This is a genomic window from Paraburkholderia fungorum (assembly GCF_003610895.1).
GTDB classification, from domain to species: Bacteria; Pseudomonadota; Gammaproteobacteria; order Burkholderiales; family Burkholderiaceae; genus Paraburkholderia; species Paraburkholderia fungorum_B.
Genome location: NZ_MCAS01000022.1, coordinates 71,748 through 90,501 on the forward strand (window position 1 = coordinate 71,748; position 18,754 = coordinate 90,501).

Annotated in this window: 11 protein-coding genes; 2 read left to right on the forward strand and 9 right to left on the reverse strand. The window is 60.2% G+C overall.

Annotated elements, in window-relative coordinates:
• The first annotated feature begins 96 nt into the window (after positions 1-96).
• Positions 97-504: a RidA family protein gene (locus tag BCY88_RS20710; protein WP_120346059.1), complete on the forward strand. Its 408-nt coding sequence runs from the start codon at positions 97-99 to the stop codon at positions 502-504.
• Here BCY88_RS20710 and BCY88_RS20715 read toward each other — a convergent pair.
• The 3 genes from BCY88_RS20715 to BCY88_RS20725 form a co-directional block, all read right to left on the reverse strand.
• Positions 490-1,479: a TraB/GumN family protein gene (locus BCY88_RS20715; RefSeq protein WP_120346060.1), complete on the reverse strand. Its 990-nt coding sequence runs from the start codon at positions 1,477-1,479 to the stop codon at positions 490-492. The two genes, BCY88_RS20710 and BCY88_RS20715, sit on opposite strands and share 15 nt — an antisense overlap.
• 278 nt (positions 1,480-1,757) lie before the next feature.
• The gene (locus BCY88_RS20720; RefSeq protein WP_220669680.1) at positions 1,758-2,654 is read right to left on the reverse strand and encodes an alpha/beta fold hydrolase; all 897 of its coding nucleotides are present in this window, start codon (positions 2,652-2,654) and stop codon (positions 1,758-1,760) included.
• 61 nt (positions 2,655-2,715) lie between these two features.
• Positions 2,716-2,859, reverse strand: coding sequence for a DUF3563 family protein (locus BCY88_RS20725; protein WP_120346061.1), 144 nt, complete (start codon positions 2,857-2,859; stop codon positions 2,716-2,718).
• Positions 2,860-3,071: 212 nt separating this feature from the next.
• Between BCY88_RS20725 and BCY88_RS20730 the strand changes: the two genes are divergently transcribed.
• Positions 3,072-4,496, forward strand: coding sequence for an aminotransferase-like domain-containing protein (locus BCY88_RS20730; protein ID WP_183081413.1), 1,425 nt, complete (start codon positions 3,072-3,074; stop codon positions 4,494-4,496).
• Here BCY88_RS20730 and BCY88_RS20735 read toward each other — a convergent pair whose 3' ends face one another.
• The 6 genes from BCY88_RS20735 to BCY88_RS20755 form a co-directional block, all read right to left on the reverse strand.
• The gene (locus BCY88_RS20735) at positions 4,497-5,378 is read right to left on the reverse strand and encodes a peptidylprolyl isomerase (protein WP_183081414.1); all 882 of its coding nucleotides are present in this window, start codon (positions 5,376-5,378) and stop codon (positions 4,497-4,499) included.
• A gap of 2 nt (positions 5,379-5,380) precedes the next feature.
• Positions 5,381-7,123, reverse strand: a complete 1,743-nt coding sequence (locus BCY88_RS20740; protein ID WP_120346083.1) for a ShlB/FhaC/HecB family hemolysin secretion/activation protein — start codon at positions 7,121-7,123, stop codon at positions 5,381-5,383.
• A gap of 68 nt (positions 7,124-7,191) precedes the next feature.
• Entirely contained in the window at positions 7,192-9,195 is a 2,004-nt protein-coding gene (locus BCY88_RS20745) for a two-partner secretion domain-containing protein (protein ID WP_404935710.1), read from the reverse strand.
• Between the two features lie 329 nt (positions 9,196-9,524).
• A complete protein-coding gene (locus BCY88_RS39560) occupies positions 9,525-9,803 on the reverse strand; it encodes a hypothetical protein (protein WP_147408535.1) in 279 nt (92 codons plus the stop codon).
• A gap of 69 nt (positions 9,804-9,872) precedes the next feature.
• Positions 9,873-10,130: a hypothetical protein gene (locus BCY88_RS20750; RefSeq protein ID WP_147408536.1), complete on the reverse strand. Its 258-nt coding sequence runs from the start codon at positions 10,128-10,130 to the stop codon at positions 9,873-9,875.
• On the reverse strand, positions 10,131-18,263 hold the full coding sequence (locus BCY88_RS20755; protein ID WP_259461464.1) for a beta strand repeat-containing protein: 8,133 nt from the start codon (positions 18,261-18,263) through the stop codon (positions 10,131-10,133). It lies immediately after the preceding gene.
• Between the last annotated feature and the right edge of the window lie 491 nt (positions 18,264-18,754).

Here is an 18,754-nt window from a genome sequence, read left to right on the forward strand (position 1 = left end):
TCTATGGCAAATCGTCATCAGGCCGAGTTCAGCCATCCGCGGTCATAATTCGCACCACGGCAAACCACCGACTCAATCCCGTAACGGAAAAATCACATGACAGATCGCGAATTGATCGTGCCACCGACAATGCAACCTATCGTAGAGCGTGCAGGCTATGTCCCCGCAGTGAAGGTCGGCACTACGATTTACTGTGCCGGGCAGGTCGGGCGTACGGCAGACCTTGGAGTAATCGCCGATCCCGAGGCGCAATTCCTGGCGTGCTGGGAAAATCTGCGCGTCGTGCTGCAAGCGGCCGGCTGTACTTTCGAGGATGTTGTCGATATGACGACGTACCACGTGCAGATGAGCACGCATATGCCGGTATTTCGCGAGGTGAAGAATCGGGTTTTCCCACGCGGCACCTGCGCATGGACCACGATAGGTGTGTCCGAGCTTGCGCATCCGGGCTTGCTGGTCGAGATCAAGTGCGTGGCAGTGAAGCGAGGTTCAACAGCGAGCTGACTGTCCACATGCAGTCTTGATGACGCCTGGCGGCGGCGTGATCGTATAGCCGTCCGCCTTGAGTCGCTCCAGCAGCGAGTCGTCACCGAAGAAGTGCGCAGCGCCGACCGCAATCAGAATCGGACCCTTGCCGTGAAAGTAACCGTAGCCCTCTATTGCGGCAGCAAAGATTTTTGTGCCGTCATGAACGATGTACTGGTTTGCGTCGTAAACCGATTGGCTCTCGTGCGGATCTCGGGTTGTCGAGATCTGCTCGATCCGCGCGGTATCCGAGTCCAGCCACGCCTGTTCGAGCTCGCTTAGATTCAACTCACCCGGCGCAGGACCAGTCAAACCGGCGCAACGATTCTTCAGATAGGCCTCCTGCTCATCTGCCGGCATGTCATCGAACATCTGCATTGCCTGTTCAATCGTTTCCAGATAGATCACCGGCATCATATTCCGCTGGGCGATCTTGAGCAGCCGTTCGTCGATGCCGGCCTTGAGCGGAGACGGCTTGCCATCCTTCGTTTGACCTGGAAGACGGCCGGCCATCCTGGCGCCATCCACCGCGAGTGCAGCAAGCCACGGCTTCAACTGAAAAAACCGAACAATGTTCTCATCGCTCTGCCGTGCACATCGCGCAAGTGCTTCAGCCGTCAGCGTGCTGACATGATTTGTGATGTTGTCCCGCGGACCGTATTGCCCGTAGCGAAGCACCATCGGCAACTCCTTTTTGCCAACAGTAAGAGGACCCTCCAACACCAGGGCCTCGGCACGGCTTGCCACTTGCGACAGCCGGTCGTCGATACGCGGATCGTCGGCGGGGAGCTTGTGGATGGTGGGAAGCAGCAGCAAGGTCGGCCGCCCAGGCGCAGTCGCCGTCCATAACGGCGCGGAGTCCGTAGCGGGTGGCGTGAGGGTCTGCGCGAACGGGATGCCGGCGAATAGCGCGCTGCCTGCAAGCGCGATCACTATGCCAATGATGAGCCGCATCCTTGTCTCCCCATTTTTTGTTTTCGATGTATTGATCGCGCGCGGGTATTAATTTGAATCCGGGTTTTCAATCCATGCATCCTGCCATCATGGAAATCGACGGCTCAGCGGCTGCCGTCGTATTCCCCGTTGCGCTCAAATCATAATAGACGTGCAGAACGTCCATGATGTAAGGGGAAACGCTCGATCTGGCAACGTCATGCGCACCGCATGGATATTTCTTCGCATCGGCAGGCGTCGGCGCCACGGGCGCGGTCGGCCTCCCCATCCCGACCAGGCTATTCCTCGCGGCCAGCGCAGCGGCTGATGAATTCCGTGAGCAGGTCCGTGATGTCCGCCGGTCGCTCCAGGCTCGGCAGATGCGCCGCGCCGGCCAATTCACGGTACGCTCCGTTCAGTAGCGTAGTTGCAACATGACGGCTTCGCTCCTGAGTGCTGGGGAGGTCGAGGTCGCCACAAATCACAAGCGACGGCACCGATATCTCCCCCAAACGATGATAGGCAGACTCGGCATCGAGGTTCGTCCCGGTCGGCGCAGACCTGAGCGCAACTGAGTTCATCTCGACGAACAGTTGACGAGCGTGGCCCATAACACGACCTTCTGGCTGCAGTGGGCCGTCCAGAGACAGGCGCGTTCTGATCGCGATCGTCTGATCTATATCGCCGATGTTTTCCGCTTCCTTCAGCCGCATCCGCAGGCCCTCGATTTCGGGCTGGCAGATTGCCTCAGGCGCGCCGCTCACGTTGGGCGCAATGAGAACAAGGGCACGGACACGTGACGGATGCCGAAGGGCCGCGTCGAGCACGATTCCCCCACCCTGTGAGCATCCGACGAGAATGACCGGCTCATCGTTCGCCACGGCATCAATCACTGCCATCAAGTCCGCGACGGCAGAAAAGTCCTCCGCGTCGGCGTGGGTCTCGCCGAAACCCCGACGATCGTAGGCGATAGCCTTATTGTGAGCGCCGACGCCATCCAGTTGTGCGCGCCACATGCGGCTATCAGCAACGCGGGCGTGTAGAAAGACGACCGGGTCGCCATGACCGACCACTTTCGCAGCCAACGTGGCACGGCCGGACGTAATCCGAAAATTGGAACTCATGGCCCATCCCAAGTGTTGGTCAAGATTTGATCTGAAATTCTGCGCCAGAATCCGCCCGGCGGTGACGGGCATTGATCCTTTCCAGTGTCTAGCCGGCGGACTTGGCGCGCTTGTATCATCGCCCTCTCCCGAGTCAGCTTTCTCCGTCTAGTTCCAGACATCGCATGCGCCTTTCAAGCTCCGCCAGGTCGACCGATGCGGCGAGATAGGCATTGCGACGGCTCAGTGCGGCAGACTCTACCAACCGCACGATCCCCCTGTAGAAATATCCAAGCATGAATCGTTTCCGTTGGTGCGCAGATAGGTCATGGGTGTCCGGATCAGGCGTGCAACGTAACGGAGCGCACCGCTACCGTCATGAACACGCTTGCCGGAAGAGCGCCCATGTTGGCACCTTGCCCATAACCCATCCATGCACAGGAAGGGCAAATCTGTTACATAACAGATTTGCCCTTGGGGATACGAAGCATGGAGACTGCCCGTTCCGCGATGCCGCTCTACCGGCAACTGGCTATGCGGCTGTGGGAAGGGATTGAACAGGCTGGGTCGCGTGAGGGCAGCCGCCTGCCGTCCGTACGCACACTCGCGGCCCAACACGGTGTCAGCCTGACGACGGCGCTCCAGGCTCTGCGCTGGCTGGAGACGCAGGGAAACATTCAGGCGCGTCCTCGCTCGGGATATTTCGTGGCGAAACAGACCGAGCGACGAAGCACTGCCGTTGCAGACAGGTGGCCTGGTCCGCTGCCGGAGCTGGATGCTCAGGCGCGAGATCACCTGGCTATGGTGGGCGCGCCATGTGAGGTACGCCTTGACCTCGCAGCCGGCGAAGAGTCCCTGTATCCGATCGACCGGTTCAGCGTCCTGTTCCGTCGTCTCGCATACCAGCATCCGAACCTGATCGGCGCCCATGTCCGAGGCACCGGGCATCCAGATCTGCGGCGGGAAATTGTGCGTCAGGCCATGCAGTACGCGTGCGATCTTGATCCTGAAGAGCTGGTCGTGACGAACGGCTGTTGCGAAGCGCTGAACCTTGCACTGCGGGCCGTCACTCGACCCGGCGACGTGATTGCCGTCGAGTCCCCAACGTATTTCGCGCTGTTGCGGATGTTGCGTGCGCTCGAATTGACGCCTCTGCCTGTTCCATGCAGGCCGGGCACAGGCATGGACCTCGCCGTTCTCAAAGATGCGCTCGATCAGGGACCGGTCAAGGCCGTCGTTACGATCGCCAACGCCAACAATCCTGTCGGCAGTGTGGCGTCGGATACCGCCAAGGCAGAACTCGTCCGGCTACTTCAGGAGCGGGACATTCCGTTGATCGAGGACGACATCTTCGGCGACGTCTGTTTCGCCGACGTACGGCCACCGCCCGTCAAAGCATTCGATACGCAGGGCAATGTCCTGCTGTGCAGCGCTTTTTCTAAAAGTCTTTGTCCAGGATTGCGTCTGGGCTGGATAGCGGCCGGCCGTTTCACGGACCGCGTCAAGGCGCTGAAGTACACGACCAGTATGGCGACGGCGGAACTGCAACAGGTCGCCGTAGCCGAAATGCTGTCCAGCGGCGGCTATGCGCTGCACCTGAGACGATTGAGAAAGCAGCTTCGTCAACAGCAGCAGGTGCTGCGAGATGCGGTGTTGCACTACTTTCCGGACGGCACCGAGGTGAGCCGCCCTGCCGGCGGATTCGTTCTCTGGGTCACACTGCCCGCATTCGAGGGCGTCTCTGCGAGCACTCGTCCGCTGTTCGAGCAGGCACGCACCGAGGGGATTGGCTTTGCCCCTGGACATCTGTTCGGCCGTGGCGATGCCTATGACAATTGCCTGCGTTTGAACGCCGGCTACCGCTGGACGAGTGGGATCGAAGCAGCAATCAAGCGTCTTGGCGAGTTGGCGAAGATATCGGCACGAGCGGATTGACTATTGCTGAATGCGTGCATCTTTTAACAGTCCAGCCACCAGATTTGCGGCTGCTTTTTCCAGCGCGACAGTCTGCAATTGCTGTCGGATCGCCGCCTTTGCCTGATCGAACGCAGGAACTTCCGTCGGTCGCTTTGCGTCCAGCTTTACGAGCGCGCGTGCATTGCCGACAACGATTGGCACCGGCGTAACGCCGCCAGGAGGCAGTTGCACCACCGCCTGTGCGATCGGTAACGGCACACCCTGAGTCTGTCCGTCGGTAAGTGGTGTTTTGAAGCCGACCCAGGCCAACTCGCCTCCGGCTGACTTGCTCGGCGCAATGCTGTACTCCCGGGCGAGCTGGTCGAAAGCCACGCCGGACTTCAGCTTTCCAAGGACGAGGGCGGCCGTTGCGTCGTCTGCGACCAGAATGATGCGAGGCTTGTATTCATCCTTGCCGAGCGACGCGACGATCCGATCGTACTGGGCCTTTACCTGCAAATCTGTGACCGGCTCCGGGTGTACGTTTTCTTTCAGGAAGAGCGCCGTTTCGGCGTTCGCCTTCGCCGCGTTCATCGCCTGCGTCACCTCGGGCTTCGTCCCATAGTGCTGTTTCTCAGCCTCCTGCCGGAACAACTCGAGCGCGACCAGTTGTGATGTCAGCGTCTTGCGCAGTTGCGGCGTGTCGGGCTGGCGCGACAGGAGGACTGCCTCGTCCAGCTTCGCCTGCGGGATAGCCATGTCGTTGACGATCGCCACCGTGCCAGCCGGCATCGGGGTCTGGGTTGCGGTCGACTGGGAATCAGCAATCGCTTGAGCTGAAACAGTTGCCGATGTCACAAGGCAAAACGCCAACACTGCACGCACCACCGTCCGAGACGTAAAAGAGGAGTTTCGTTTCATGCCTAGTAATTCCAGTTGAGTGTTGCAAGAACGAGTGTGGCCTTTGGGCCAAGCGCGGCCGGCTGCGTGAGCGCCCGCCCGACCAGCGCCTCAGTCGACAGCATCTGCTGATGCCACAACCACTGCACGCGCAACCCGGCGCCTGCACCCGCCAGTGTGGGGAACCCCGAGACCGCAATGAGGCTTGCCTTTCCCGCATCGACAAAGATGTACGGTTCAATCCGCCCGTCGTGCCACGCAGGCGCATTCACCCATGCGATCTCGTTGCGCGAATACAAACCCCGGTCACCCGATATCTCGCCGGAGCGAAAACCGCGAACCGTATCCATGCCGCCCAGATAGATCTGCTCGGAACCATACAGCGCGACATTCGTGAATTGACCACTCAAAACACCGCGATAAGCGAACGCGGTGCGGCCTGCCCTGGGAAGTGGCACGGTAAACGATGCCGTCGCGTCCAGCTTGGTGAACTGGCTATGGGCGTCGTCACGGTCGATTCCATGTGCGTCATGATCCGCCTCTAACCACGGCAATCCCTGTGAGACACCGGCGTCGAGCGTGAGATTGCCTGGCGCGTCGTTAAGCACGAACTTGCGCAACCAGTTACCGCCGATGCGAAGTACCGCAATATGCTGCGGGTTCAATTCGATGTCGTTGACTTCGCGGTCAGTGCGCCGCCACGACAGCGTGGCGTCGAGGTTTGCAATGCCGGCCTGCGTGCGATCCAGCGTGTAGTTCCAGCCCAGAATATGACTCAGCGTGCGCCCATACATCAACGCGCTCGTCCCAACCAGCTGCTGGTATTCCGAATCGGAGAACGTATAGCTGAATGTGTGACGGCCATACGGCATCGCAAACGAACCCACAAACGCATTGCTGTCCTCGCTGTCGAGGAAATTCAGGCTGATCGACTCCTGCAAGCCGATCAGATTGTCCGCCTCGACACCCGCACGGTAGCGGGTTATGCCAGTCGCAGCGCTTCCGTAGTTGTCGACACCCAGACTGTAGTAAAGGCGGTCGCCAGGCCGGTTGTTGATCGCGACGATCGAATCCCCCGGCGATTGGCCGGGCAGAATCTGAATTTCGGCCTGATTGCGCCGCAACCGGTTGATCTGCGACACCCCCTGATCGATGTCACCAAGGTTGAGCGCGTCGCCCGCCGCCGCAGGAAATGCCCACTCCGATCCCGCGTCAGTGAAGAGTCCACCACCGGCCGACTGCTCGTCCTTTTTGAGGCGCTGCCCTAACGGTTTGCCGTTCAATGTATAACCCGCTATGCGGCCTACCTGAACTCTGATTGTCAGCACACCTGACTCAAGATTCTGCGGACCCAGAAACGCCCGCGTCGTGATATAGCCGGACGACACGAACGCGTCGGTCAATCGCTTGAGCAGCACATTCAGACGATGCGAACCAAGCGTGTGAGCGACGAACGGTGCCACGATGGCGTCGATGCGCTTTTGCGCGAGTACCGTATTGCCGTCCACGGTGATGCGCTTGATCGTAAAGGCAGGTCCTGTCTCGACGATCTGATCGACCGGCGTGTCAGGTGGAACATCGAGTGAACCTTGCGAAGCCGGCTCCGGCAGCGCGATGGATGCGGGCGGCTGATTCAGTTGACGCTGCGTCGCCTGTTCGCGCTGTTGGTCGATGATCAACTGCGCGGGGTCCTGAATGGGACGCGCCAACGGTAAAGCCTGGGCGGGCGACGGTGGTGTCTGCGCATGGACGGCGACGCTATGCATGAAGACGAGCGTGACCGCACGCACTATCCCCGCGCACTTCAGGCGCGGTCTGGTCGATACGGATTGCATCAATGCCACCACCACGTCGTCATGCCGAGATGCTGGCCGATCTGAACCGGTGTCGTCGCGGGCGCGCGGATTGTTGTCACGCCACCGCTTGCCGAGACGCCGTTGTTACCCGTGATGTAACCGCCATCGATCACGGCGCTGCCGACCAGCGACACCGAGCCGTTGGCCGTGAAGCCTCCGCCGACATCGCTCGCGATGATCTGCGCCCACGTGCTGCCGAAGAATGCCTTGAAACCACGGTCCTGATTGATTGCCGAGTAACCGGTTACACCCTGTGCGTAGGTTACGGGTGCCGACACGTTGAGATTACCGCTCGCAAAAACGTTACCGCCGATGTTGCGCGCAACCGTTCCCGCGGAAATCGCGACGTCCGCGCCAGACTGGATCGTGCCGCCATTAGGCATCACATTGCTCGATGCACTCGCATGACAGAATATCCAGCAGACGCGCGAATAGCTGGCTTGGCCCGAGAATACCGCGGCGTTGGTAAAGGCCTGCTGCGCGGTAATCGATATGTCTCCCTTATTCGACTGGATCAGGCCGCCGGAGTTGGTGACGTTGTTCCCCGAGATCGTCACCGCGCCACCGGTCGAGGCGATATAGGCCAGTTGGGCCGGTTGCGCGACGGTGCCGTAGTCGACGTCGAAACCGCTGGTGTTATGCGTGAAGAACACGAAGCTGCCGCCCGTATGCGAGTACGCGAGCGGCTGGCCGCCGTTGGTGCCGTCGGTGTGATCGATGATGTTGGAAACGTCGCCTTGAGCGGTCACGCTGGTTTTATCGTTCGCGAGAATGCGAGCGTTCTCGTTGGTGATGTTGCCTTGTGCGCTTAGCGACGTTTGTCCATTCGCTGCGAAGACCACACCCAGATTCGCTGCACTCGAACGATTCAGGATGTTGCCAGTGGCGCTCAAGGTCACATCGCCGCCGACTGCTGCGCCGCTCGCGTTGATCGCGCCCGCCTGGATCAGGCTGCCGGTATTGGAGATGTCACCGGTGCTGGTCAGCTTGATCGCGCCGTTCTGCGCGCTGAGCGTTGAGCCGCCGGTAGCATCGTCGACCAGCGTGATGCCGTTCGCGCTGAGCGTCACACCGTTTGCGGCGGACATCTGCCCGCCCTGCAACGAGAACGCGCCAGGCGTGGTGATCTGAATATTGTTTTCCGCCTTGATTGATCCGTCATTCACGCCGATGTCGCCGAGCGACGACACCACCACGTCGCCCGCGCTTGCATAGATCGCGCCGAGATTGCGAACACCCGCGCCTTTGTCGGTGACGATGAGTTGAACACGGCCACCGGTCAGTCCACCCAGTGCGGTGATATCGACGGCCAATGCGGAATTAGCTGTGCCGGGTGAGGTCGTGTTGACGAGCCAGTCGTGGTTGTTGTCGCTGGGGGAGAGGCTGGTGTCGTAGGTATTCGTGCTGTCGCCGATGATCGCTCGCACGCCGCCTGTGGAGGTTGTGAAGTCGTTTTTTACGGGACCGTTCACCGATAGCTGCTTGGCGATCAGATCGAGATTGACGAGTGTGCCGCTCAGGCCGCCAGGGCCGATGGTGATTGCGCCGCGGTTGGTGGTTAGCACAACGTTGCGTTGGATCACGCCAGGGGCTGGTACGAGGTCGTTGAAACTCACCTGGCCGGTTGAAAGGACAACGTGACCTGCGTTGATGAAGCTGCCGCCGTCGATCGTGATGCCGTTCGGGTTCGCGAGAATCACGTTGGCGCGAGGGCCCAGCACGTTGATGTCGCCCTGGATCAGCGAGGGGTTCGTGCTGGTCACCTGATTGACGATCGTGCGCGCGTTAATGCCGATGTTGTTCAGATCGGCGCCGGCTTTTGACACGTTGAATGAGGTGTAGGTGTTGTTCGAGACGCCACCCGTCGCCGGCGCGATGCTCACGCTCTGGTGGCCATTCGCAGCGGATGACACCGACGTCGCAGTGTCGCCGGCGGCCACGATACCGGCAGCCAGCGCCGGCTCCGCCGTCGCGCACAGCATCGCGCCGATCGCGACGGCGATCCGCGTGGGAAGAGGCGCTTTCATTCGGTTTCCATGACCTTATCTTGAAATTTCAATATGCACTACCAACCAGCACATACAGAACAGGAACGTCTGCAGTGGCTGTTCGCCCGACTGTGCCTTCATGCAAGCAGAGTCAGCGCGACCTGTTAAACGTCTCGCGGGGAGACGGACAAATGATGAAATAAACGAAGCGGTAGCGCAGTTAGCGTCCCACTACCGGCGCGATCCTTATCCTGCCGCCGAATTAACACCACGGTGACAATGCTCGATCAAGGCAATCGTAAAGATATGTGAGGTTGGAATAATCAATGTGTCGGTAGTACTACAATGCGATAAAGCGCTGCAGCAACAACTAGCAAGCCGCCGATCGTAGCACTCCCCCACAGCCCCATTCTGAACCAGCAACGTTTTTCAAGCTCACGTCGATTAAAAAACGAAGCCACCATAACCATCATCAGCACTGCCTTCATGGCTTTTCCCGTCACGCCAAAGCTTTGGACCGTCCCGCCAATAATAACAAGTCCAAGATAGGCACAAATACGCAATCCCCACGTCTTCTTTGCTGTTTGGCTTTCCGTGTTCATACATAGTCGTTTTAAATTCATCGACGTGTTTTGCCAAAATTTTGTCCGATCCAAAAAATTGGATCACTTTCACTTAGTGTCTTGTTGCTCATCAAACTCCGCCGCTCGAAGTTCCTTCGTGAACTGGTAAGTGATGGCAACAAGTAAGACTATGTAAACCAACACCCCGCCCAAAAGACTCCGCGTGGCCACATACCAACTAGCTCCATTCAACTTCAAAACCATCATTGCCACCAGCGGAATGGCTGCCAATAGCGCGTAGCCTCGAATAAAACGGAAAATCACTGCCCTTTTTTTCAATCGGATCGAATCAGGTTCCCTTCTCATTTATTTACCTTGCCCTGACAGATGTTGGTACAACCCTTGAATTGGGCCTGCGGTAGATTGGATGAGTTGGTTCACAAATTCTCCAACCGCCGGGGGCAAGTACCCTTTAACGAGGTTACCCGCCACTGCCGTAGAGCCCCCTACTTGCGCCGCCAAGCCGGCACTGTTCGGATCAGCCATCGCCGCCCCACCGTAACTGGCCGCCGCCCCAACCGATCCATTGTAGATCGAAGCACCGATCTTGCCGCCCAGGCCAAGTTCGCCCATCTCACCAATCAGCAAAGGTGTCGCAGCGGCCTGGAACGCTCCGACAAAGTACGATTTCTGGAAATTGGGAGCCGACATACCAAAGGCGATATTGTTGAATAGATCACCGCCGTAATCGAACGCAAACCCGAGCGCTCCACCGAGCAACATGGCTGGTGACAGCACACCAAGTGCCGCAGCAGGCAGGCCATAGCCAATTGTCGCACCGATCATCGGCAGCGCCATTGCGGCGTTTTGCGCCTGTGCATTGACCAACGTCTGGACCATCGAGTCGCTGCACGGTGGGTTCGAAGCCCCACACACCTGCGCGACTAGTCCGCCGAGCGGCGTTAATCCCGCGTTATGCGTCAATTCCGAATTGTTCTGCGCCTCGTTTTCCGCAGCCGTCATCGCTGTCGTCGCGTTCTGACCCAACAGTCCGGCTGCTGTTCCGCCCGTCAGCATCGCAATCGCAGTAATCGTCGCCCGATCAGCGTCCGTCAAATTCGCCGCTCCGCCCGCCTGGTCAACCAGGAATGGCGAGATCAGCGCACTCGTTGACCCACCAATGGCCCCACCTGCGCATCCACTTCCCAGGGCCGCCGAACTCGCACAGCCTAAAGCCGCGTGAGCGAGTACATAGGCCGGATCGCTCGCATTCGGTGCCCCCAGACTGCCCGGCTGACCATTGAACGCCGTCCCGATATCGTACGCGCCAGCCGCTGCCACATCGGAGACCGCATCGTTTTTCAGGTTCGCCAGGAAACTGCCGCCGCCAATCGCGCTCTGCACGCCAGCCTGAAGGGTGGCTTCCGCGCCGATTGCCAGCGCCTGCTGCGGAAGATTGCCGGCAACTGAAGCCGCCGACTGCGCCACCGTAGTCCCCGCGCCTGGCGCGACGCCCGCGAGCTGGCCCAGCGTGCTCACCCCTTGAGGAAGCTGGCTGATGTTCTGGGTCAGATTGAAGCCCAGAGAACCAGTATTACTGTCGAACGTAACGCCATTGGTCAGCCCAGCCGTGACCGCCGCAATGGCCACCGATTCAGCTATGCTTTTCAGGCTGAACTGCCCGTTCATTGCCTGCCCGGCAAGCGAACTGACCAGTGCGGCGAACGCTGCATTCGCCGCAGCAGCTTCGGCGGTCCCCGCTGTAAAACCGGCGATCGCAGCGCCTGTCCCGGCCCCGGCCGTCACTACCGAAATGGCCACCAGCATCACCATCTGGAAAACCTGCAGCGGCCCCATGCCGCCGTCCGCAATCAGTGTGCTGTTCAGATTATTGCTGACCGTACTCTGCGTGAATTGATTGCCCAACTGGCTTTTCAGGTTCGCAAGCATCTGGGACGTCGCCGCCTGGTTGAGGCTGCCGTCCGCGTTGACCTGCTGGATCGCGCCACCAACGTTGTCGATCGCCTGCGCGTTCATGTCGTAGTTCATCGCCGACATGAAGCCGCCCTGCTGCACCACCGTGCCAGTGGTCTTTTCCACACCGACACCGACGTCCTGGTAGATCGTGCCGATGTTCGTCGAACGCTCTTCGTTCGTGAGCGTCCCGGTGTTAACCGTCAGGTTGTCCGCGCTAATCGAACCCGTGTTCAGGATGCTGTTCGCGTAATTCAACGAAACGTTCGTGCCGGTAATCTCGCCATCCGCACGCACGGACGCATAGTTCTGCGGCAGCAGCACTTCGGGCATTAGCGTCTGCACCGTCGGGCACGCGCCATTACCCGTAGCCGTGCATCCCGGCTCGGGCACCGTCTCCTCGGTGTACCAGAGCATCGGCGCGTCGATCAGTGCGAGTTGCGCCTGGCTCAACTGGGTGCCCAGCGCGACATTGTTCTGCTTGGCGTACTGAAGCGCCGCGCCGTAAAGCGCCGCCTTGTCCTGATTGTCGATCGACGTCTGACTCGTGCTATCCGCTGCACTCGTCGTACTGTAGAAACTACTCTTGCCTGTAGCCTGCAACGCGGCCTGCTCGATCTGCTGGTCTTCGGTGTAGGGGTCGTAGTAGAACGGCACACTGGCCGGTTGCAGGTTCGCCGGGAGATTGGCCAGCAGGCTCGCCGGGGTGATGTCACCCATCACCTGCGCGGCCGGATTGCTTGCGAGGTAGCTCACCGTCACCGTCTTTTGCCCGTTGGACGTCTGGACAGTCACGCTCTGCGGCGCGGGCGTCGTACCGGTTACCGGTGGAACGGGTTTGCCGACCGTCTGAACGCCGATCGGCGTATTCGACGGCAGGCCGGCCGCGCCTGTCACGGAGGTCGGCTGGCCGGCAAGCGTCGTCACAAGTCCGGCACCGTTGATGGTAGTCGTCGCGCTTGCAGGTACCGAAAGCGGCCCCAACGAAATGACCTGACCGGAAACAGCGGGCGGCGGTGTGTAGACGTGCGGGTTCGTCAGTCCATTCACGAGCTGCGAACCGCTCAGCGCAACGGTCTGGCCGATCACATTGCCTGTGTTCGTCAAGGTCGGCGAGTTCACCGACAGCGTGTTGCCCGCCTGAATCGTCGCCGGCACAAAGCCCGGAAGACCAACAGACGACGGCAGACCCGCCGGGTCCTGCGCGGCGCTGCTACTGTACGCACTGCCGTAAAGTGTGCCGCACAGCGACGGATTGTTCGCGCAGCCCCACGTTGCATACGGCGTACCGTAATGCGTGAAGCCGCTGCTCCAGTAAGCGTTCAGATACTGGTTGGCGCTGCTAGCGGAGCCGCTCGCGTTGATCGTGACGTTGTTCAGCGCGGTAATCAGACTGCCGGTATTGCTGAAGCTACCCGCTGTCAGGTTGACGTTGTGGTTCGCCGTGATCGTCGACGGAGCTGCCGACTGCACGTCGACGTACGCTTCGCAGTTGCTGGTACAACCTGTGAAAGGCGTCGCGCTGCCGTAGTTCTGGTGCACCTGCACGGGTGCCGCAATCGTGTTGGTGAGCGTGGCCGCGCTGATATTCGCGTCATTGCCCGCAGCGATCGAACCGGATGTGTTCGTCACGCTCGCGGCCTGCGTGAGATTCGTGGGCGTGGCCGAGGTGTCGCTCGCTGTGGTGCCTGCACCACCGATCACCACGTTGCGCCTGGCGGCCAGCGTGCCGTACGTGTTACTGACGGTGTTCGCTGCAATCACGATGTCGTTGCCCGCCGTCACCGTGCTGTTGGTCTGCTGGTAGCTGTAGGTCTGTGAATTCGGGTTGGTTGTCGACAGCGACGAGCACCCTGCGGAGTAGCCCGAGGCGCACCCCGCCGTGGTCGTCATTGTGCCGGTGTTCGCCCCCTGGTTTGTGAAGCTCGACGCAGTAATGTTGACGTCGTTGGCAGCAGCCAGTGTCCCGGCGTTCGTGAGATTACCGCCCGACAGGTTCAGGTTGTGTCCGGCGACAATCTGTCCTGTCGTTCCCTGTACGGTCACGGAGGACGACGTGGACAGCGGCGTCACCGTGCCCGGCGCGTTCAGCTGAATGCCGGCCGGATCGATGTAGGCGCCCACCGTGTACGGACCGAGCGCATTCGGGCCGTAAAAGTTGCTCCATATCTGGATCGTCGACGGCGCCTGCGACAGGAAACTGTTGATCGATGCTGTATCAACCGTATCGGTGACAGTTGAGCTATACGTCGATCCACCATTGGACAACGACTGTACATTCAGGTTGACATCGTTACCTGCGCTGACTGTGCCGCCCTGATTGCCCAGACTGTTTGCCGTAAGGTTAAGGTTATGGCCTGCTGCAATGACCGATGGGGCGGACGACGCTTGTCCTCCTGTCGTCGTGGTTGTCTCCGTTGCGACGGGCAGCGCAACGGTTCGGGTCGCCGTGCCCGTACCGGCATTCTGGGACGTTTGTACGAACCACTGGCCTCCGATCTCCACAAAGGTGACAGAACCAGATGTAGCAACCGGGGGGCTCCCAGTCAGATAGAAGGTACTTGTTGCGAGGCCGGCAGGTGACAGCGCATCTGCGAGCGTCACGGTCTGGGGGGTCTGGGTAATCGTGCAGCAGAAGCCATTCTCCCCACCGTAAAGAGAGGCAAGATCAGCCGTGTCGGTCCCGACGACGAGTGACATCACCAGCGCTGGGTTGTTGATCACCGTGGTCGTGGTAGTGGTTGTCGTCGTCGAGGACGACGCGGTCGAGTTGTTGACGTTATTCGCGGTAATCGCGATGTCATTCGTCGCCGCCAGCGTGCCGCCTGTATTCCCGAGGTCGCCGGTCAGGTTGATGTTCAGGTTACCGCTGCCAGACGGGCTGCTCGCGTTGCCAGCCTTCGTCGTACCGTTCGAATTGTTGTAGCTCGACCCGCTGATCGTCAGTGTATTGGCGGCTTCAACGATACCGGTGTTCGTTCCGGAGCCGTTGATCGTCAGCGCGTCGTTGGCCTGAACCGTCGCATTCGTCTGATTGACTACCGAGCCATTGATGGTCAGGTCCTTCGCTGTGACCGTACCGGAATTATTCACCGCGCCATTCAGCGCAAGCGTACCCGTGCCCTGGTTGATCGTCCCTGCGTTATTGATACCCTGCGATGCTGTCACCGTCACGGCGGTACCCGGCAACGTCCACGTGCCGGAGTTATTGACCGCCTGCACCGACAGGTTCAGCGCACTGCCGCCGTTGACCGTCCCGAACGAGCCCGCCGATGGGTCGATCATCTGATTCGGCAGGGTCAACGTCGTGTTCTGATACGCGAGAATCTGACCGTTTGTATTATTGAAACTGCCGTTACCACCGGTCACCGTGACGTTGGTGTTACCGGTCGCGCTGGCCGGATTCTTCACATCGCCTGAGAAAATCAGGCCATTGCTGTTGTTCAGTGAACCCGTCGTCAACGTCAGCGCATTCGTCGCCAGCAGCCCGCCCGTGTTGGTGGTATTGCCTGCGACATTGATGTTCGTGGTGGGCCCGTAGATTGAGCCGCTGTTGTTGAGATTGGCCGCGGTGACTGCCATCGTCTGCAGCGCCGAGAGGACGCCCTGATTCGCGATGGTCGAACCCGACACCGTGAGGTTGCCCGCCGCCTCCTGCGTGCCGACATTGGTCACCGTGCCGCCGGCGAGTGTCGCATTGCCCTGATAAGCCGCGGTACCGCCCGTTGTCAGGCTGGTTGTACCCGTGGCGCTATAGGTACCACTGATCGCCGCATTGGCGGTCGTCACGTTTGCTGCATTGAGCGTCGCGCTGCCCGTTACGCTCAGCGCGGGAGCGTTTGCGTTGAACGCTGCATTCAGTTGTCCGGCCGACGTGTCGAGGCTGTTCGTTGCCGTCGCGACCAGATTGCCGCCGACCGCCAGACCCTGCGTCGTGATGTTGTTGCCCGTAAGCGTCGCATCGCCGGACACCGTCGTCTGGCCACCCAGTGTCATGTTCTGGCCGGCATTCAGCGTGCCGCTGCCGGCTGCCTGGACGGCGGCCGCCGTAGTCAGATTGCCGCTGCTCGCATTGACGTTAAGATTGCCGAGGCTCTCGACCGTGCCTTGCGCACTCACGTTCGTGCCGGCGCTCACCGCCATATTGCCGCCCGACAGCGCATTACCGGTAAGCGTGGCGCTACCGTTCGTCGCCGTCAGCGTTTCAGTGCCAACTGCTGTCGTCGGGCCAACTGACAGACTGGTTCCCGCCGTAGCGCTCAGGTTGTTGCCAGTCTGGATGGCGCCTGACACGCCGATATTGCGGCCTGCCGACAGCGTGGCGTTATTCGCGACATTTACCGCGCCTGTGCCATTGATGTCGCGCCCCGCGCTGACGGTCGCATTGCCGGTGCCATCGACCTGCAGGCCGCCGTTCAGGTTCGCATCCCGTGTCGCCGTGATGATTGCACTCTGCCCGCCATGCACAAGTCCCGTGACGGTCGCATCCTGCGCCGCATTGATACCGATCGTGCCAGGGCTCGTCAGCGTGCCGCCAACAGCGACGCCTCCCGCACTTGAGCTGATCTGCGCGTTACCCTGACTGTAGACCGTGCCGCCCAGACTCACGCCCTGCTGGCCGCTGGCAGTCAACGCACCTGTCGTCGTCACGCTACCGGTTGTACCGAGCGTGCCGCCATTGGCGGATAGGCTCATATCGCCGACCGATGCGGCCGCTCCCTGCACCGTGGCGTTGCCGCCTGCGTTCACCGTCAGCGTTGATCCACTCGTCGCGTTGCCGCCGATCGTCGCATCCTGCCCGGTCGTCACGCTGATCGCACCCGGAGCCGTCAACGTGCCGCCAAGATTTGCATTTCCTCCAGCGGTCGCACTGAGCGTCGTCGCACTTTGCAGTGAACCCGTCAATCCGATGTTGCCGCCCGCATCGAGCGTCACCGAGCCCTGGGACGAAGCGATGTTGCCAGAGCCGTTGAGTGCTCCGTTCTGGGCGGTCACCGATACGGGGCCCTGTGCCTGAACTGTACCGCCCAGTGTTACGCCCTGAGCAGCGCTCACGGTGAACGTGCCATTGGTCTGCACATTGCCCGCGATACTGGCGTTGCCAGTCGTGGCGGTCACGGAGGTATTGCCTACTCCCGAGAGAATGCCATTCACATTCGCGTTGCGCGCCGCGCTCAACTGGACAGTACTGCCGCCCTGCACAGCGCCATTGACGGTGAGGTCCCGGCCAGCGTTCGCGGATATCGCACCAGGAGAACTTACGGTGGAATTCACCGTGAGATCACCCGTAGCCGTTTGCAGGGCGACGGATTGGGCAGACACTGTCCCGAGCGTCATCGAGCCGCCCGCGGTCAGGTTCGCACTGCCAGTGGCCGCGGTTGATGTCGCGCTCAGGTTACCGCCAGCGCCCAGCGAAACGTTCTGGCCTGCCGACACGGAACCGGATACGTTGATGTCACCGCCGGCGGTGACCGTGTAGTTCTGGTTCGCCAGCCCGGCGGCAGTGATCGTGGTGCTGCCCGCGCTGGCGATACCGATATTCTGATTCGCGACGGTCTGGCCAGCGGCAATGTCGCCGCTGGACGTCACACTTATATTGCCCGCCGTCGCCGTCAACGCGCCCTGGGTATTCACCCCCATGCCGGCGGCCGTCGAGACGATATAGATCTGCCCGCTCGTCACCGAGCCGAACTGGTTTGCGTCGATGGCTACCGCGTTGTTTCCGATCGCGGCCGCCGTATTGGCCGCGCCGTTGGCTGCGGTGCCATAGTTCGTGCCCGATGCGTCTGATGCCGTCGGGCTCACGAGCTGATTGCCCGTAACCAGATTAATGCGCTGGTCTGCCCGCAATGGTGCGTTCAGACTGATCGTCTGCGCGATCACATCGATATTGCCGACCGTGCCCTCGATGCCGACCCCAGGACCGTTTACACCGGCGGGACCGTTGATCGATACACTCCCCGACGTCACGTTGTAGGCAAGCGAGCCCGCATGAGCGAAGTCCGTCGACGCACCACCGACGCCAGTCAGGAATTGCGGCGTGCCGGTGGTCAGTACGAGACCCGTCGCGTTGGTCAACGAAAGTCCGTTGACGGAAACTCCGTTTGGATTACTGATGATGAGCGAAGCGGGACTGCCGAATACCTCGAGCGGACCGACCAGCGTTGAAGCAGGTCCTGTGGTGGTGACCTGATTCACGATCACGCTCGCCGCACGACCGGCAAGATTCGGGTTCGCGCCAAGCGTGCCGCCCAGCAGCGGCGTACCCGGTGTGAGGCTGTTGTTCAGCACCAGGCCGTTGCTGTCGATATTGAATGACTGGTAGCTATTGACGCTAATACCATTGGCATTCGGCGCGGCGATATTGACCGCCGGAATACCGGTACTCGTCTGGGTAATGGCGGGCTGAAACGGAATAGGTGCGCGCGGATCGACGATCGGCGCAGCATGCGCGACCTCGTCCAGTGTAAGCACGCCCGGCAGCAGGTAGGTCACCACCGCCATGACGCACGCGGTCGCTCTCATCCATAGCGGCCGTGTCTGCTCCGCCATGCCTTTTGACGCCGCCTCAAACATTTTTGCCTGCCGCGCCGCCTCTATCTGGGCGAGTCGCTGCCTGCTCCCACGAGCACCCCGTAGCATTATTTTCTTATCCGAATTGTTTTTTTCGGATTGGATCTTACCGAATCTTCCGACGAATGAATGTCATATATCTTTGCCTGTCTTTTTCAAGACACAGATTTAAAATACATTAATTCCAGATGCATAACCTTACATTTATATTTCTTTAAATTCAGTGACATATAGATGGCGTGCAGCAAGGCTTCCGTAATCGACAGAATCGCAGCGTGCTAATTGTCGATGAGGATGGGACCGAATTTTTCTTATTAACCGCAGTTGACCGCGCCATTCCCGAATCGGGTATTCGATGGTTTTCTTTATTCGCGTTCTAGCTCAGTGGGGTACACCATAATGCGCCAAACGTTAGAGCGGCAGCGGGTGGCTCGGCAGGATGA

Coding starts and splice junctions, on each gene's coding strand:
- BCY88_RS20710 (WP_120346059.1), top strand. CDS start 97: ATGACAGATCGCGAATTGATCGTGCCACCGACAATGCAACCTATCGTA.
- BCY88_RS20715 (WP_120346060.1), bottom strand. CDS start 1,479: ATGCGGCTCATCATTGGCATAGTGATCGCGCTTGCAGGCAGCGCGCTA.
- BCY88_RS20720 (WP_220669680.1), bottom strand. CDS start 2,654: ATGCCCGTCACCGCCGGGCGGATTCTGGCGCAGAATTTCAGATCAAAT.
- BCY88_RS20725 (WP_120346061.1), bottom strand. CDS start 2,859: ATGCTTGGATATTTCTACAGGGGGATCGTGCGGTTGGTAGAGTCTGCC.
- BCY88_RS20730 (WP_183081413.1), top strand. CDS start 3,072: ATGCCGCTCTACCGGCAACTGGCTATGCGGCTGTGGGAAGGGATTGAA.
- BCY88_RS20735 (WP_183081414.1), bottom strand. CDS start 5,378: ATGAAACGAAACTCCTCTTTTACGTCTCGGACGGTGGTGCGTGCAGTG.
- BCY88_RS20740 (WP_120346083.1), bottom strand. CDS start 7,123: ATGCATAGCGTCGCCGTCCATGCGCAGACACCACCGTCGCCCGCCCAG.
- BCY88_RS20745 (WP_404935710.1), bottom strand. CDS start 9,195: ATGCTGTGCGCGACGGCGGAGCCGGCGCTGGCTGCCGGTATCGTGGCC.
- BCY88_RS39560 (WP_147408535.1), bottom strand. CDS start 9,803: ATGAACACGGAAAGCCAAACAGCAAAGAAGACGTGGGGATTGCGTATT.
- BCY88_RS20750 (WP_147408536.1), bottom strand. CDS start 10,130: ATGAGAAGGGAACCTGATTCGATCCGATTGAAAAAAAGGGCAGTGATT.
- BCY88_RS20755 (WP_259461464.1), bottom strand. CDS start 18,263: ATGAGAGCGACCGCGTGCGTCATGGCGGTGGTGACCTACCTGCTGCCG.